Origin of the sequence: Sphingomonas sp. PP-CC-1A-547, from assembly GCF_003610375.1 — a bacterium.
GTDB lineage: Bacteria > Pseudomonadota > Alphaproteobacteria > Sphingomonadales > Sphingomonadaceae > Sphingomonas.
Genome location: NZ_RAPZ01000011.1, coordinates 1,051,553 through 1,066,163, shown reverse-complemented (window position 1 = coordinate 1,066,163; position 14,611 = coordinate 1,051,553). Strand labels below are relative to the sequence as shown.

The following is a 14,611-nucleotide window of genomic DNA, read 5'->3' as shown; positions in this document are numbered from 1 at the left end:
AGACGTCCAGACCCACGAAATGCGTCATCGCTCTCACTCCTTCCCTCGATGCACGAGGTCAGGTCGACCCCGATCCAGGCATCGTACGTGAAGGGGCTGCAAATCTCATCTGCTGTCGAAATGCAGCCGCCGCGATACACCATCTTTTCTCCCATCACGCCCTTCGCGAGCGGAAATCTAGGCCGTGAATGTCCGCCCAATAGGTATGGCAAGTATCGTTGCGAGGCGTCTGTTTCGCAGCCTCCTGTCAGAGTCGTCGCCAAACTGGCATCATGCGGCGCAGTTCGCGGTGTCGGTCGATCCATTCATGCTTGAGCGCGCCGCCGATGTGAAACGCGACCAGAGTATAGAGCAGGTAGGACAGGTAGACGTGCGAGGCGCCGAAACCATCGTGGACGGCGTCGCGCGTGGCGGGCGGCAGGGTCAATATCGTGCCGATCCGCGGCCATTCGAACAGTCCGAACAGGAACATCGGGTGGGTCGCCGCATCCTTGTACGCCGAGTCCATGATCCAGCCCGTCAGCGGCATCGCAAAGATCAGCGCGTACAGCAGCCAGTGGGTCACATGAGCCGCGCCGATTTCCCATTTCTGATAACCGCTGGGCATCTCGGGAGGCCGATGCGTCAGCCGCCAGAGCAGGCGCATGATCGCTAGGCCGAGGATGGTGATCCCGATCGACTTGTGCAGGTCGATCGCGGGGCGCACGCGGTCGTCGGCAAGATGTGGCCAGAGCCAGGGCAGGGTCAAGTTGATGACGATCCCCACCGCGACCAGCCAGTGGAAGGCGATGGCGACGCCCGTGTATTTGGTATTCATCCGCTGCAATCCGCTCCACCACCTCGCGCCGATTCCCGATCATCGACGCACTCTGCAATAGCGCGTTCATCGAGCCGGCGTTAGGCGTTGGTCGATGCAATCCCTCTCGGCTATCTTTACCGCACAGTCGCCGCGTCTGTCGCCACGGCCGATCCCATTGGCCAGCCGGCTGATCAACTTGGCCGCCCCGCTGGTGTTCGTCGTGCTGATCGCGCAGGCATTTCTGCGCCAGGGGCTTGCCATATGGTCGGTGGGGATCGCGTACATCCTGTACGACACGGCGCTGCTCGTGTTCACGGCCTGGCAGATCCGTAACCTGGCGAAGACTGCGACGCCGGCCCCGAGCGGCGTGCAACCAAGCTTCGGCGTGATCGTCGCCGCACATAACGAGGCAGGCGTGATTCGGCTGGCTATCGACCGGCTCCTTGCCCAGGACCAGCCACCCGAGGCGATCCTGATCGCCGACGACGGATCGAGCGACGATACGCCGTCCGCCATGGCAGCGGGCTATGCGTTGCCGACGCCGCCCCTCGGGGGCCTCGTCGAGATCGAGATTGGGCACACGCGGCTTCAGTGGCTCCGCCTGCCGCACGCCGGCAAGGCGCGCGCGCTCAACGCCGCGCTTGAGCGGATCGCGACGGACGTGGTGCTGACCGTGGATGCCGATACGTTGATCGAGCCCGGCTCGATTGCGGCGATGCGTGCCGCCTTTGCAGCGGAGCCCGAGTTGGTGGCGGCCACCGGAGTCCTGGCGCCGATCTGCGGTCCAAACCTGAGCGGTCGGATATTCGAGTGGTTCCAGTCCTACGAATATGTCCGCAACTTCCTGTCGCGCGACGCGTGGATGCGGATCGACGGACTGTTGCTGATATCGGGCGCCTTCGCGGCGTTCCGGCGCGACGCGGTGCTGACGGTCGGGGGTTTCGATCCCGATTGCATGGTCGAGGATTACGAACTGATCCACCGGCTGCACCGCCATGCCCACGACGTCGGACTGCGCTGGACGGTGCTGGTCGTCGGTGGCGCATTGGCCCGAACCGATGCGCCGGCCAGCATCCCCGCGTTCCTGAAGCAGCGCCAGCGCTGGTTCGGCGGCTTCCTGCAGACGCAGCACTGGAACCGGGACATGGTCGGCAACGCGCGTTACGGGCGGCTGGGTACGCGGATGCTCCCGGTGAAGGCGCTCGATACGGTGCAGCCGATCTACGGGCTGGCAGCCTTTGCCGTGTTGATCGGGCTCGTCGTCACCGGTCGCTACACGCTCGCCTTCCCGATCCTGCTCGTGATGATCGCCAAGATCGCGATCGACCTGAGCTTCCACCTCTGGTCGCTCCGCATCTACAAACGCTGGACCGGGCAGCGCGAAGGTTTGAACCTCGGCCCCGCGATCGTCGCCGCGATCGCCGAACCGTTCAGCTTCCAGCTGTTCCGTCACGCGGGCGCGATCTATGGCTGGTACGCCTTTCTGCGCGGCGGTCAGACCTGGAGCGCACAGACCCGGACCGCGCTTGAGCAGCGCGCTTGACGGAGAAGCCGGCGGTGTCCGACGACTACGCCCACGGACGAGGTCAAGTGGGAAACACTGCTCTGCCGGAGCTGATCATGCCGCATCATCCGAGACTTCGGTCGAACGGCCGAACAGTTTCTAACCGAGCAGCCCGGCGACCAGCAAGCCCACGATAACCCAGGTCAGGTTGCCGAGCAGGCTTGCGATCGTCTGAACCTGGGCCGGTTTTCGCTTAGCCCGCGTTGCGAACGCCTCGGCGTAGAGCTAGCCTCGGTCCGGGGGGCATCGACGCATGGAGTGCAAAGACCGGATCGGCCGGCGTTTCGTAACGAAGCGTTGTCGTCTGTCCGCTACGCGTTCGTCGATGCAGAACCCGAGTCCTCACCTGCGCTACGGCCTATGTTCGCGATCTTCCTGACGCCGGCTTACGCGCCGTTCGCGATCGCGTTCGTCGTGATGATCGGGATCGGGCTGATCGAGGCGATCGGCCTTGGGCTCGGTCATCTCGATCTCCACGCGGACGTCCATGCCGAAGCGGATGGCGGCAGCGTGCTCGACTGGCTCGGGCTCGGCCATGAACTGCCGATCCTGATCTGGCTGACCTCACTGCTTGGCTGCTTCACGCTGGCCGGGATTGCCATCCAGCAGGGCGCGACCGCGCTGGCCGGCGCCCCGCTGCACTGGGGCCTCGCCTCGGGCGGCGCATTGATCGCCGGCAGCCTGCTCAACACGCTCGCCGCCAACGGCCTCGCCCGGATCATGCCCGGCTTCGAGACCAGCGTGATCTCGACCGACGACTTCCTCCGGCGCCGCGGTACGATCCTCGAAGGTACCGCCCGCCGCGGATCGCCCGCCCGCGCGAAGATCGTCGACCAGCACGGCCAGGCGCATTTCATCATGGTCGAGCCGCACGACGACACCGACACGATCGCCGCCGGCGAGACCGCGCTGATCGTCCGCCGGGACGGCAAACTCTTCTACGCACTGCCCGAAGCCAACACGCTTCTGCGGTCGATCTAACCACGCATAACCGGGGAGGGTTTCATGCCCGCACAGCTTCTGAACGTCCTGATCTACGCCGGTATCGTGCTGTTCGCACTGGTGGTGATCGGCATCATCCTAACCCGGCTCTACCGCCGCGCGACCAAGGACGTGGCGCTGATCCGCACCGGCTTCGGCGGCGAGAAGGTGGTGCTCAACGGCGGCATCATGGTCATCCCAGTGCTCCACGAATTGATGCAGGTCCGCCTGACGACCGTGAAGCTGGAGGTGTCGCGCCTTAACAAGGATGCGCTTATCACGCTCGACAAACTGCGTGTCGACGTCGTCGGGCTGTTCCATATCAAGGTGAAACCCGACGCGGAGTCGATCGCCGCCGCTGCACAGACGCTCGGCGATTCGGTCAATAGCCCCGATGCGGTGAAGTCGCTGCTCGACGGCAAGCTCGTCTCCGCGCTGCGATCGGTCGCCGCGACGATGACGATGGAGCACCTCCACGCCAACCGCGCCGACTTCATCCAGAAGGTGCAGGAGGCGCTGATGACCGATCTGGACATGAACGGCTTTCAGCTCGAATCGGTCAGCATCACGCATTTCGATCAGACCGCGTTCGAGCATTTCAACGAGAACAACGCATTCGATGCCGAGGGGCTGACCGTGCTCACGCGGACGATCGAGGAGCGCAAGAAGATCCGCAACGACATCGTCGCCACCAACCGCGTCGAGATCGAGCAGCGTAACCTCGACGCCAACAACCAGTCGCTCGAAATCGCGCAGGCCGCGGAACAGGCCCGGCTGACGCAGGAGCAGACGCTGTCCGCCCGTCGCGCCGAGCAGGCGACCGCGATCGCCACCGCCGAAGCCGAGCAGACCCGTCTCGCCGAGATCGCCCGCATCACCGCCAGCCAGGCGCAGACCGTCGCGCAGACCGAAGCCGACAAGGTGATCCAGACCGCGACGATCGCCCGCGACGGCGCGATCCAGACCGCAACGATCGAGCGCGACCGCACCATCGAGATCGCTCGCATCACGACGGCTGTGCAGACCGCGCAGAAGTCCGAAGAGGAATCGACCGCGACCGCCGCCGCCAACGAGGCCCGCGCGCTCGCCGTCCGCGCCGAGGAAAGCGTCGCCACCGCCAAGGCGACCGAAATCGCCAACCGCAACAAGAACGTCGCCGTGATCGCCGCCACCCAGCGCGCGCAGGAAGAGGCCGTCGGCATAACCGTCGCCGCGACCGCCGAGAAGGAAGCGGCAGAGGCTCGCGCGAGCGCCCTGCGCACCGAAGCGACTGCCGAAGCCGACGCCGAAAAGGCGCGTGCCGAAGGGCGCGAGGCGGCGTTCAAGGTCGACGCGGCAGGTCAGGCATCGCTCAACGAGGCGACCAACCTGTTGAGCGATGCGCAGACCGCGCTGCTGATCCGGCGCGCGATGCTCGAAGCCCTGCCCGCGATCATCGCTGCCGCGAGCAAGCCGATGGAAAACATCGACAAGATCAGCATCCTCGATGCCCGAGGGCTACACGGTGACGGCGGCAGCGACGGCGCGTCCGGCGGCGGTCAGGGCAATCTCGCCGATGCCGCGGTGGCGGCCGCGATGCGCTACCGCGTCGGTGGCCCGCTGATCGACGGACTGATGGCGGAACTGGGGATGACCGGCAGTTCGTTGAACGGCATGCTCGCCGGAAGCAGCGCTGACGCAGCGCCAGCCCGAGCTTCCGCCACCGATGCCCACAAACATCCCGCTGCACTCAACGGCGGATCGGGCAAGCCTCCGGCCTGATCGGGTAGGTGCGGTCGCAAGATCCCGCGAAATCGATCTATGCGCCGCTAGGTTCGGAAATGGATTTTCAATCGCGATAATTTTGGGGCGAGGCGGGATATTCCATTGGAACGCCATCCTCGCTAACCGCGGGCTTAAGCTATCGTTCGCTGGCAACTACGGTCCACCCAGCGTCGATCACTCGACCTATGGGTCTTCCCGACTAGGGGGCTACCGGGTGATCTTCCCGATCCGGCTCGCAACACGGCATAGTCTGGCGGTCGAGTGAGTATATCGTACGAGCCGTCGAGCGTGCCTAGCCGCCGGTGGGCAATGAGGTCGTCGTGGCGTGCTCAAAGTACGCTGCCGGCTGCCGGCGTTATCGATGTGTGGGACGTCGAAAACTTTGATGCCCACCTCTTCGACACGCCGGCCGTTCATAGCGAACTGCTAATCGCAATCACCTTAGTGAAATGGTCTTCGGCGCTTGTCCGATCGCCACCTGCCGTCCTTCCAAGTGTACCGCGCCGGCGATATTCATCGGCGGAACGACCAAGGTCGACGTTCCGGCAGCCGAGTCTTGAACGATGTTGGTCTGCTTACCCTTTACGCTGGCAGTGCCGGCGCCGTCCCAGCCGTGGACGGTGACAGCGATGGTCTTCCACCACGGCTTGAAGTTCCCCTCGGGCTTGGCGAAGTCGATCGACAGGCCAGTGGGCGTAATCGTGCAGCGCACCGTCTGGCGGAAATAGCCGCGGCGGGTGTACGCCAGCGTGCGGCCGTCGTCTTCGTACAGCGTGCCGAGGCAATCCGCGCCGGGATAGACGTCCAGGCGCAGCGGGCCGTTCGGGGTTTCGCTCGTGCTCTGGACCAGGGGCTGCCGGGGCAGGATCGTACCGGCGCGGACGAACACGGGCAGGCGATCGAGACGGGGCGTCTCCGTCACGCGGTCGCCGAGCGTGCGCGCGGTCGGCACCGCCTGCGTCGCCGACTGGATCGGGCCGGCGGCGGCGGGCTCGGGCGTGCCGACGCGCTGACCGGTCCAGTAATCATACCAACCACCAGCGGGCAGGCAGACATCGTAGGTCTGCGGCGATTCCGGCTTGGGCGGCGGCGCGATCAGCAGCGACTTGCCGAGCGTGAACGCCATCGACTGATCGCACGAGGCGGTCGCGGCGGCCGGGTAGTCGTAGAACACCGGCCGCATGATCGGATCGCCGAACCGCGCGTTCTGGTCCGCCAGCGCGTAGAAATACGGCATCAGGCGATAGCGTTCCTCGATGAACCGGCGGCGGATCGCAAGGTGGTCGGGGCCGTCGACCCACGGCTCGACGCGCGGCGTGCCGGTCGCCGAATGGTTGCGGAACACCGGCGTGAACGCACCGATCTCGGTCCAGCGCGTGAGCAGGTCGGGGCTCGGGCCGCCCGCAAAGCCGCTGACGTCGGCGGCGCTGTAGCCGAAGCCCGACAGGCCGAGGTTGATGATCTGCTGCACCGACAGCTTTAGGTGATCCCAGGTCGCGCTGTTGTCGCCGGTCCAGGTGACGGCATAACGCTGCCCGCCGGCATAGCTCGCGCGGGTCATCACGAACGGGCGCTCGTCGGGGCGCAGCTTGAGCAGGCCGTCGTACGTGGCGCGCGTATTCTGCATGCCGTAGACGTTGTGCGCCTCGCGGTGATCGGTGATCCGCGCGGCGAAATCGTCGCTATCGATGCGGTGACGGGTGTCGAGCGGCATCGTCTTGGTCGGCGTCTCGAAGATCGCCGGCTCGTTCATGTCGTTCCAGAACCCCGCGATCCCGGCGTCGAGGAAGCCCTTATATTGCGTGCCCCACCAGGTCCTGGCGGCGGTCTTCGTGAAGTCCGGGAACACCGACGGGCCGGGCCACACCGGTGCGACATAGGGGCTGCCATCGGCGTTCTTGATGAACGCGTCGGCCTTCATGCCGCTCTGGTAGGGCGCGTAACCCTGCTCGACCGCGGCGATGTGGAGGTCGGTGATCGCGACCAGCTTGATCCCGTCTGCCTTCATCTCGGTGGCGAGCTTGGGCAAGTCGGGGAAGGTCTTGGCGTCGGTGGTGAACGGCCGGTTGCGATCCTGATAGCCGATGTCGAGCCAGATCACGTCGGTCGGTACGCGGTCGCTGCGCAGGCGGGCGGCGATCTGGCGAACCTCGTCGGCGCTGCCATAGCTGTAGCGCGACTGCTGATAGCCGAGCGCCCATTTTGGGGCGAGCGGCGCGTGGCCGGTCAGGTCGGCATAGCGGCGCGTGACTTCCGCCATCGATGGGCCGGCGATGAAGTAATAGTCGATCGGGCCGTCGGGACCGCCGAACGAGAGCGTCTCGGCATCGCGGTGGCCGAAGTCGAACCAGGTGCGGAACGTATTGTCGAGCAGGATGCCGTAGCTGCCGCCAGCGCCACCGGTGCCGATGAAGAAAGGGATCGACTTGTAGATCGGATCGTCCGCGCTGCTGAACCCGAACGCGTCGGTGTTCCAGTCGACGAAGCCGTGGCCGCGCCGGTCGAGCCCCTGCGTCTTGTCACCAAGGCCGTAGAAATGCTCGGCGATCGGCAGCGTCTTCGCGATCGCGAACGCCTTGCCGTCGGTCGCAACCGGCGCGGCGTCGGCGGAGATGATCTTGCCGTCGAGCGTCTCGAAGGTGATCGCGCCGCCGGCACCGACGCGGACGCGGACGCTGGCGGTGGTGAAGCCATCGGGGGCCGCGGTGACGGCGATCTTCTGGCGGCGGATCGCGGCGGGGACGGCCCAGCTGGCGTCCTCAGGGAACAGGCCGTTCTTGTCGACGCGGACGCGGACCAGACCGTCGGTCATCGCGGTGATCCGCGTGGTGGTCGTGCCGACATGGACGTCGATACCGTCGCTCCGTGGCGTCAATGTGGGCGCGGGTGCGGCGGCCGCTGCGGGCGTCTGCGCGTAGACGGGGACGCTGCAAACGCCAGCGGTGGCGGCGAGCAGGAGGGCGATGCGTTTCATACGTGATCCTTGTGGTCCGCGGCGGCGCGGAGGCGAGAGGCGTGCGACCGGAAATTCGATGCGCAACGGGTCAGGAAATCGTCGATCTTCGGCAGGTCGATGGGATCGATGTCGGCGCCGGGCGGGATCAGCCGCGCGGCATCGGGAAAAGTGCCGTAGCCCGCGAACAGGCAGTGCCAGCTGGTCGCCGAGTAATAGCGGCCGAGCCCGGCGCGATCGATCGCGGCGACAATGTCGGCGCCGGTGAACCAGGTGGACATCAGCATCTTAAGGTCATCGGACAGGACGTCCACGCCCCGCGCTTCCGCCCAATAGCCGGTCGGGTCGTCGTGGCGCTGGTTCAGCCGATAATGCGCGACGATGTAGTCGCGGACGCCGTCGTAGCGCGCTGCGATGCGCGTGTTGAACGCGGTGCGGACGGCGTCGGTCGCGCCGCCGTGATCGACCATGTCGAGGAACGCTTCAACGGTGGCAATGACGAGATGCAGTGCGGTCGCTTCGAGCGGCTCGAGGAAGCCTTGTGCCAGCCCGACCGCGAGTGCGTTGTGCGACCAGCTGTCGCGAACCCGGCCGACGCGCATCTTGAGATGGCGCGCTCCGCCGGCCTCGGCGCCGATATGCGCGCGCAGTTCAGCCTCGGCCTGTGCTTCGGTCAGGTGGCGGCTGGAATAGACATAGCCGTTGCCGTTTCGGCTGGTCAGCGGGATGTGCCACGCCCAGCCTGCCGACAGCGCAGTAGCGCGCGTCTGACTGGGGATCGGTGCGCCGGTATTATGCGCGGTCGGCATCACTACCGCGCGGTCGTTGAACAGTGCGTCGGCGTAGCTGACGAACGGCACGTCCAGCGCACCGAAGATCGTGCTGCGAAATCCGCTCGCGTCGATGAAGAAGTCGCCGGCGATGCGTCCGCCGTCGGTATCGATCAGTGCGGTGATTTCGCCGGTCAAGGCACGCTCGACGCTGGCGATCCGGCGCTGGAGATGGACGACGCCCAGCGTCTCGGTCGCGTGCGCGGCGAGGAACGCGCCGACCTTATACGCGTCGAAGTGATAGCCGTAGCTGACCTCGAACGGGAAGTTCGCGGCGGGCTGCGGCGCGCGGTGTGCGGCGGCCAGGCGGGCGGGGAGCAGGAACTGGTCGGGATGCGCGTCGACATTACGCCCGGTGCGGCGTGCCCGCGAGTTGTAGAAGAATTGCGGTGCGGTATGGCCGTCGAGCGCGGTGGGGAAGGGGTGGAAATAGCGCTCATGCCCCTCGCGGTCGGACCAGCCATCGAAGCCGATCCCGAGCTTGTAGGTCGCATCGCACGCCGACATCCACTCCGCCTCTTTGATGTCGAGCGTGTCGAAGAAATGCTTCAGCTGCGGTGTCGACCCTTCGCCGACGCCGACGATGCCGATCTCCGGGCTTTCGACCAAGGTCACGCGGACGCCGCGATCCCGCCAGCGATGCGCGATCAGGCACGCGGTCATCCACCCGGCGGTGCCGCCGCCGAGGATGACGATGTGCTGGCCGAGCCCGTCGATCACCGCCGCAACACCAGCCCGGACAGCGGCGGCAGCGTCGTCGTGTCGGCACGATCGGTTGCGAACAGCATGTCGCCATCGGTGGCAATGCCGGTCGGCCAATCACGCGCTTCGTCGCCGAGATTGAACACGCAGAGCAGCGTCTCGTCGCCGGACTCCCGTTCGAACGCGATCACCGCATCGTCGCTGTGGACGATCCGCAGGCTCCCAAGCCGCAGCGCTGGATGCGCCTTTCGCGCGGCGATAAGCGCCCGTGTCCAGTGCAGCAGCGACGTCGCGTCCGCTTCCTGCGCATCGATCGCGATCGCGCGGTGATCCTCGCCGAACGGCAGCCAGGGCTCGGTGCTGCCGAACCCGAGATCGGGCGCCGCGCCGATCCAAGGCATCGGCGTACGTGCGCCGTCTCGCGACAAGGTCAGCGGCCAGTTCGCGATCGCCTCCGGATCGAGCAGGTCGTCGAACGCTATGTCGACCTGCGTCAGGCCGAGCTCCTCGCCCTGGTACAGGAAGATGTTGCCGCGCAGCGCGACGAGCAGCAGGATCTTCATCCGCGCGAACGCCTCGCGCTGGTCGGGCGTGGTCCAGCGCGACACCGCGCGCGGCGCGTCGTGGTTCTCGAACGCCCAGCTCGGCCAGCCGAGACCCGGCGTGTCGGGCCAGTTGCCGACCGCATCGACGATCAGCTCGGGCGTCAGCCGGTCCGCGTACAGGAAGTCGAATCCGTACGCGCTGTTGAGCCGGCCATTGCCGCCGGTAAACAGCTTCATCTCGCGGTCGCTGTCGTCGCCGCCGACTTCGGCGACCGTGAACCCGGCGCCGTATTCGTCGAGCAGTGCGCGGATCCGCTCGATGAAGCCGACGATGTCCGGATGGCTCTGGTTGTACAGCTTCTGCTGGAAATCGAACGACCGCGTGCGTGCGCGATTGGTCGCGGGCGCGGGCGGATTGTCGGTCAGCGCCGGATCGTGCATCGCGAAGTTGATCGCATCGAGGCGGAAGCCGTCGACGCCGCGATCGAGCCAGAACCGCGCGGTTGCGATCAGCTCGTCCTGCACCGCGGGGTTATGGCCGTTGAGCTGCGGCTGATCCTTCAGGAAATTATGCATGTAATATTGCCCGCGCCTGGCATCCCAGGTCCAGGCGGGGCCGCCGAACACCGACTGCCAGTTCGACGGCGGCGTGCCGTCGGGCTTGGCATCCGCCCAGACATACCAGTCCGCCTTGTCGCCGCTGCGCGCGGCGCGGCTCCGGCGGAACCAGTCATGCTCCTCCGAAGTGTGCGAATAGACCTGATCGATGATGATCTTGAGTCCCAACGCATGCGCGCGGGCGATCAGCGCGTCGAAATCGGCGAGCGTGCCGAAAATCGGATCGACGTCTCGGTAATCCGACACGTCGTAGCCGAAATCCTTCATCGGCGAGGTGAAGAACGGCGACAGCCACACTGCGTCGACGCCCAGCGCCGCGACATAGTCGAGGTGCGCGGTGATACCCGGCAGGTCGCCGATCCCGTCGTCGTTCGAGTCCGCGAAACTGCGCGGATAGATCTGGTAGATCGTCGCACCCTTCCACCAGGGAAGGTCGGCGGCGGTTTCAGGCAATCGTGCAGGCATCAACGAGTCTCCGCGGCGCAGACGGCGTAGCCGAACGCAGGCAGGGTTATGGTGACACTGCCGGGGGCGGCAGCGCGGGGCGCGCATGTGCCGGCGAGCGTAGTGAAGCGGGTGGAGCCGGTCTTGACCTGCACCGCCCGCGTGATCGGCTTGGCCGAGGTGTTGAACGCGAGCAGGGTTTCCACACCCGTCGTCGGATCGAAGCGCGAAACGGCGAGCAGTCCCGGCGTTTCGCTACGGCTGCGGATGACCGTCCGGCCCCGCGTGAGAGCCGGATGCCCAACGCGAACCTTCGAAAGCTCCGCGATCTGGCGGAACAACGGATTGGTCTCGCCAAAGCTCTCGGTCGCGGTCGTCTTGGTCGTGCCGAGCAGCCGGTTATCGTTGTAGATCGCGACCTTCGACGCGAACATGTCCTCGCGCGCGTCCTGGTCGTTGCCGTCGCCGACGAAGCCCTGTTCGTCACCCGAATAGATCGTCGGCACGCCGCGCAAGGTCAGCAGCATCGCGTTCGACAGCAGGACGCGCTTGAGGACCTCGTCGTCGGACGCCTGCGGGAACGCCTTCCGTACGAACGTCGCGAAGCGTCCATCGTCGTGGTTGCCGGTAAAGGTCGGCAGGATCGCCGCGGTATCGACGCCCTTCGCATACAGCACGTCGCCGTCGAACAAGGCCTCGAACGCATCGGTGCCGCGCGTGCCCGCGACCGTCTCGACCACCGCCTGGCGGAACGCGAAATCGAGCACCGCGGGCAGCTTGTCGACGATCGTGTGCTGCGCGAGCACCGCGGGGCGGACCTCGTGATCGGAGACCTCGCCGAAGATGTGGAAGTTCGGGATGCCGTTCGCCTGCGCCCGCGTGAGCATCGCGGGCACGAACTGCGCCCAGAATTCGGGGTTCACATGGCGCGCGGTATCGATGCGGAAGCCGTCGACCTTGAACCGGTTGATCCACGATCCGAAGATGTCGATCATGCCCGACACGACGCGCGGGTTCTCCGTCATGATGTCGTCGAGGCCCGAGAAATCGCCCATCGTCGAGCTCTCGTTCATGAAAGTCGTGTCGCCGCGATTATGGTAATAGATCGGGTCGTTGAGCCACGCCGGCACCTTCACGGTCCGCTCGGCGGCGGGCACGTACGGCGTGTAGGCGTAGGTCGTGTCGGTCAGCCTGGCGAAGTTCGCCGCGGTCTGGACGCCGTCACCGACGAACCCGGGATTGATCGCCTTGCCACCGACGCCCCCCCTGCGCTGGTACGGATAGGTCGCGCGGTCGCGGTACGGGCAGGGCATGCCGACCAAGCATTCGCGGTACTGGATCACGTCGGCGGTGTGGTTGATGATGATGTCCATGTACACCTTCATCCCGCGCTTGTGGGCGGCATCGACAAACGCCGTCATGTCGGCATTGGTGCCGAGATGCGGGTCGACCTGCGTGAAGTCGGTGATCCAATAGCCGTGATAGCCAGCGGATTCGTGGCCCGGCGCGCCTTGCACCGCCTTGTTCTTGAAGATCGGCCCCAGCCAGATCGCGGTCGCGCCGAGATGCTGGATATAGTCGAGCCGCTTGGTCAGGCCCTTCAGGTCGCCGCCATGATAGAAGCCCTTCGCGGTCGGATCATAGCCGGTCTTGAGGCGATCGCCGGCGATCCCGCCGCGATCGTTGCTCGGGTCGGCATTCTCGAACCGGTCGGGCAGGACGAAATAGATGACCTCGTCCTGCGGCGCACGCGCGCGGTAGTCGGCGGGTGGTACGGCTGCCGCGCTGGACAGCGCGAGCAGGATGGCGGCGGAAATGCTCATGCGCCGAGCCCTGCCGGTGACGCACAATGCTGCGCGACGAACGCCGCGTGATCCTGCATCTGGCCTGCTTCGCGCGCGTTCAGCTTGTCGATCGTGTCCATGAATTCCCCCAGGTCGCTCGTCGATATCGCGTCCGCCAATGGATGGTGGCCCGTCGGCATGATGCCTTGTCCCGCCAGCACCTGAAGCCAGCCGACTTCGGTAAACAGCTCCTCATGCTCGCGGACGATGTGTCCGTTGCCGCGCCACAGGTCGATCTTCGCGGCGAGCGTGTCGGGCACCGCCATGTCGCGGCACTGGCGCCAGAACGGCGTGTCGTCGCGCGCCGTCGCCTTGTAGTGGAGGATGATGAAGTCGCGGATGCGTTCGTATTCGAAGTCGCTCTGGCGGTTGAACTCGGTGCGATCGGCGTCGGCGATGACGCGGCCGGGCAGCAGCTTGAGCAGTCGCGAGATTGCCGACTGGATCAGATGGATGCTGGTGGATTCGAGCGGCTCCATGAACCCGGCGGCAAGCCCGAGCGCGACGACGTTGGAGTTCCACATCTGCCTGCGACGACCCGTGCGGAACGAAATCGTTCGCGGATCGGCCATTGCAGGTGTGTCCAGCCCGGCGAGCAAGGTTGCGGTCGCCTCGTCGTCGCTCATGTGTGCGCTGGAGAAGACGACGCCGTTGCCGATACGGTGCTGCAACGGGATCCGCCACTGCCAGCCGGCAGCATGCGCGGTCGAGCGCGTGTACGGCGTGAACTTTTCGCTGCGCGCCGACGGCACCGCGATCGCGCGGTCGCACGGCAGCCAGTGCGTCCAGTCCTCGTACCCGGTGGCGAGCGCCTCCTCGATCAGCAACCCGCGAAACCCGGTGCAGTCGATATACAGGTCGGCGGCAACGGTGGTGCCGTTCTCCAGCACGAGGCCGGAGACGTCGCCGCTCTCGCCGTCGCGGGTGACGCGGACGATCTTGCCCTCGATCCGGTTGACGCCGCGCGTCTCGGAATAGCGCCGCAGGTAACGCGCATAAAGCCCTGCGTCGAAATGATAGGCGTACGGCATCGACGGCAGCGTCCGCGCGGTACGGGCAGGGCCGCGCTGCATCCGCTCGGCGAGCGCCGCATGCGTGTTGAGCGAATAGGCGCCGAGATCGCCGGCCAGCCCGAGCGACCGCGCGCGCAGCCAATATTGGTGGAACGGCAGCAAGCCGACATCGCGACCGACATCGCCGAACGCGTGCATGTAGCGATGGCCCGGCTTGAACCAGTCGACGAACTCGATGCCGAGCTTGAACGTGCCCCCGGTCGCGCGGAGGAACGCATCCTCGTCGAGCCCGAGCGCATCGTTGAACAGATGGATCTGCGGGATCGTCGCCTCGCCGACGCCGACCGTGCCGATCGCGTCGGACTCGATCAGGTCGATCTCGTACCCCGTCTCCAGGAACCGCGCGAACGTCGCCGCCGCCATCCAGCCGGCGGTGCCGCCACCGGCGATCACGATACGCAAAGGGTGATTGGCCATCGTCCGCGTCCCCGCTTCGAAACCGTCAGGTGCCGCCATTGCGGGGCAAATGCGGGGCGGCGTCAACCGCCCCGCCA

At 66.1% G+C, this 14,611-nt stretch carries 9 protein-coding genes; 3 read left to right on the top strand and 6 right to left on the bottom strand.

Features of this window, described 5'->3' with window-relative positions:
* Positions 1-247 precede the first annotated feature (247 nt).
* On the bottom strand, positions 248-817 hold the full coding sequence (locus tag C8J39_RS10980; RefSeq protein ID WP_120300429.1) for a cytochrome b: 570 nt from the start codon (positions 815-817) through the stop codon (positions 248-250).
* A 94-nt stretch (positions 818-911) separates the two neighbouring features.
* Here C8J39_RS10980 and C8J39_RS10975 point away from each other — a divergent pair, with 94 nt between their 5' ends.
* From C8J39_RS10975 to C8J39_RS10960, 3 genes are all read left to right on the top strand, one after another.
* A complete protein-coding gene (locus C8J39_RS10975; protein WP_120300428.1) occupies positions 912-2,342 on the top strand; it encodes a glycosyltransferase in 1,431 nt (476 codons plus the stop codon).
* A gap of 381 nt (positions 2,343-2,723) precedes the next feature.
* On the top strand, positions 2,724-3,344 hold the full coding sequence (locus C8J39_RS10965) for an OB-fold-containig protein (RefSeq protein WP_056059325.1): 621 nt from the start codon (positions 2,724-2,726) through the stop codon (positions 3,342-3,344).
* Between the two features lie 24 nt (positions 3,345-3,368).
* Entirely contained in the window at positions 3,369-5,105 is a 1,737-nt protein-coding gene (locus tag C8J39_RS10960; RefSeq protein WP_243649920.1) for a flotillin family protein, read from the top strand.
* Positions 5,106-5,544: 439 nt separating this feature from the next.
* Here the strand turns inward: C8J39_RS10960 and C8J39_RS10955 are convergent, their stop codons facing one another.
* The 5 genes from C8J39_RS10955 to C8J39_RS10935 are packed head-to-tail and all read right to left on the bottom strand — an operon-like array spanning position 5,545 to position 14,573.
* Positions 5,545-8,082 (bottom strand): TIM-barrel domain-containing protein, encoded by a 2,538-nt coding sequence (locus C8J39_RS10955; RefSeq protein WP_120300427.1) that lies wholly within the window; start codon positions 8,080-8,082, stop codon positions 5,545-5,547.
* Complete coding sequence (locus C8J39_RS10950) at positions 8,079-9,611, bottom strand: tryptophan halogenase family protein (protein WP_120300426.1); 1,533 nt, start codon at positions 9,609-9,611, stop codon at positions 8,079-8,081. The genes C8J39_RS10955 and C8J39_RS10950 overlap by 4 nt, the downstream gene beginning before the upstream one ends.
* Positions 9,608-11,221 carry an alpha-amylase family glycosyl hydrolase gene (locus tag C8J39_RS10945; RefSeq protein ID WP_120300425.1) on the bottom strand — a complete coding sequence of 538 codons (1,614 nt, stop codon included), beginning with the start codon at positions 11,219-11,221 and terminating at the stop codon, positions 9,608-9,610. The genes C8J39_RS10950 and C8J39_RS10945 overlap by 4 nt, the downstream gene beginning before the upstream one ends.
* Positions 11,221-13,023, bottom strand: coding sequence for an alpha-amylase family glycosyl hydrolase (locus C8J39_RS10940; protein WP_120300424.1), 1,803 nt, complete (start codon positions 13,021-13,023; stop codon positions 11,221-11,223). Before C8J39_RS10940 ends, C8J39_RS10945 begins: the two co-directional genes overlap by 1 nt.
* On the bottom strand, positions 13,020-14,573 hold the full coding sequence (locus C8J39_RS10935) for a tryptophan halogenase family protein (protein ID WP_243649918.1): 1,554 nt from the start codon (positions 14,571-14,573) through the stop codon (positions 13,020-13,022). The genes C8J39_RS10940 and C8J39_RS10935 overlap by 4 nt, the downstream gene beginning before the upstream one ends.
* Positions 14,574-14,611 lie beyond the last annotated feature (38 nt).